Genomic DNA, 2,540 nt, shown 5'->3' with positions numbered 1-2,540 from the left:
ATTGACCCAATACTTCTTCGCACCAAAAGATGATCCATACCACAACAAGAAATGGCGTGAACTATACCCAGAAGAAAAACTAGCTGAAATTCGAGAACTCGCTCGTGTCGGTAATGAGACGAAAACACGTTATGTCTGGACTATTCATCCATTTATGAATAAACGTATTCGCTTTGGTAATGAAGCACATTACCAGGCGGATCTTGCAACCATCAAGGCTAAATTTACTCAGTTGTTGGACGTAGGAGTGCGAGAATTTGGTGTGCTTGCAGACGATGCACCAAGCCCAGTTGGTGGTTACCATAGTTATGTTCGCTTGATGAAGGATATAACAAATTGGTTGATTGAAAAACAAACAACATACAGTGGTCTCCGTAAAGATATGATTTTTGTTCCTGCCTGGTACATGGGGCAAGGAACTGAAGCTGAACTCCGAACCTTGAATGAACATCTTCCTGAAAATGTCCATTTAACACTTACTGGTGGAAAGGTTTGGGGAGCTGTTGACCAAACATTCTTAACGAACTTAAAGAAAAATTTAACGGAAGGTGGTAAGACTTACCGTCCAATTCAGTTTTGGATTAACTGGCCATGTAATGACAATACAAAACCCCACCTGATTCTTGGAGGTGGTGAAAAATTCTTACATCCAAATGTTGATTTATCACTTGCGCAAGGAATTATGTTAAATCCAATGCAACAATCTGAAGCTTCTAAAGTAGCACTTTTTGATATGGCTCAGTATGGATGGAAGCAATGGAGAAGTGCAGAAGAAGCAGAACAAATCAACGATATGGCCTTTAACTATGTAGTCAATGATCATTTTGAAGAAAGCAGTGTTTCAAAGGCTTTTCGAGAACTCGGAAAACATATGCGCAATCAAAATAGACCTCCCCATGTCACTAAATTAGAAGAGTCTGTAGAATTGGATCCAAAATTGATAGAATTCTATAACAAACTCAAATCTGGTCAAAATCTGGATTCTGAAAGAAAAGAGTTGAGGAAAATTTTTGCTGGTTTGAAAGCAAATGCTCTTCTACTTAAAGAAAAAGGCGATCAGAAATTAATTGAACAAATTCACTATTGGTTAGATAATACAGTGGATCAAATGGACGCGCTTGAAGCTTTCTTAACAGCTACGGAAGGACTTACTGAAAAAAATGATGCCAAGGTATGGGAGTATTATCAAGAAGGAGTTAAACATTATGACCAGTCAGTTAAACATGCCTTCTTTTACGTTGACCATTATGAATACGCAGAATTTGGTGTCCAACATATTCGACCATTTATCAATAATCTAAAAGAATACTTAGCCTTGCACATCCAATCAATGTTGAATCCAGATAAATTTGTGACAACATTTATTACGAATCGTGCTGGAATAGAAGGTGGATTGAAAGAAGTCACAGATGGTGATTTTGATACACATGTGATTGCCAAAACAACAATTGTGATTGAAAGAGGTGATTATGTAGGCTTGCGCTTTAATAAGGCAATTAAAATACACAAATTAGGTTTCGCTACGGGTACTAATACGGCTGATAACTATACCTTTAGTAATGCAGTTGTGGAATATCAAAATGAAAAAGGAGAATGGGTAGCCATAACGAGCCCTGCATATACTGGTCGAGAACGCATTCTGGAATTTAATGACCTCGATATCACAGCTCAAGCTGTTCGTATGATAGCAACAGCTAAGAAGGATAATGCTTGGCTCGCCATGCGTGAAATTGCTGTAAATAGACCCCTAGAGTTAGGTAGTAAGAAGGTTAGGGGCACTATTAGCTTAAGTTCAAATCTGATTTATAAATATGGAACAAGTGTTGTTCAGATGCAAGATGGTCAAGAAAACACGGAATCTATGATGGCACATGTTGATCAGACCAATGTCACACCAGAACAAGCTTGGGTACAAATGGACTTAGGTGGATTGCATAAAGTAAAACGAGTTCATCTGATGCAAGGGGAACGGGATAAACTAGCATCTGGAGTCGTCGAATATTCTGCGGATGGTACAAATTGGACTACACTTCAAAATTTAACAGGGCAACGAACTTCTGATATCGTGCAAGAATTTACAACTCGTTTTGTTCGCATTCGTAATACAGAAACCTTAAGTAAATGGTGGAGAATTGCGGAATTTAGAGTGGATGTAGATAGTCCAAATCTTGACTTAACAGACACCAACGTGGATGCCTTGAAGGAAACACCAGTAGTGGATAGCTTGGGCAGTTACGAGCTTCAAATTCCAGCTGAAACCAAACTTCCTGCGAATAGTTATCTAGGTATGAAGCTTGACCGAATCCATCAAGTCAAGAGCATCCAGCTCCAAGGTCAAACCAACCCAGCTCTTAGCCTTGAGTACTCTGCAAATGCTCAAGAATGGACACCAGCTAGCCAGTTGACAGACAGAACTGTCGCAACCCACTTGGTACGTTACGTTCGTCTTGTTAATAAAACAAATCAAGAACAAGACCTGCCATCAACTTCTCTCCTTGTAACGACTAAAGAAGTGCAACCAACCAAACTAGAATCTACAA

General features: G+C 39.2%; 1 protein-coding gene. It reads left to right on the top strand.

The genetic code is table 11. From position 1 onward, the window contains the following. Positions 1–2,540: beta-N-acetylglucosaminidase domain-containing protein (locus ADH52_RS03430; protein WP_049510102.1), on the top strand; the 2,540-nt coding region annotated here is incomplete at both ends.

The organism is Streptococcus pseudopneumoniae (genome assembly GCF_001072665.1).
Taxonomy (GTDB): domain Bacteria; phylum Bacillota; class Bacilli; order Lactobacillales; family Streptococcaceae; genus Streptococcus; species Streptococcus pseudopneumoniae_S.
Note: the sequence above shows the minus strand (reverse complement) of the source record. Positions and strands in the feature narration are given on the sequence as shown.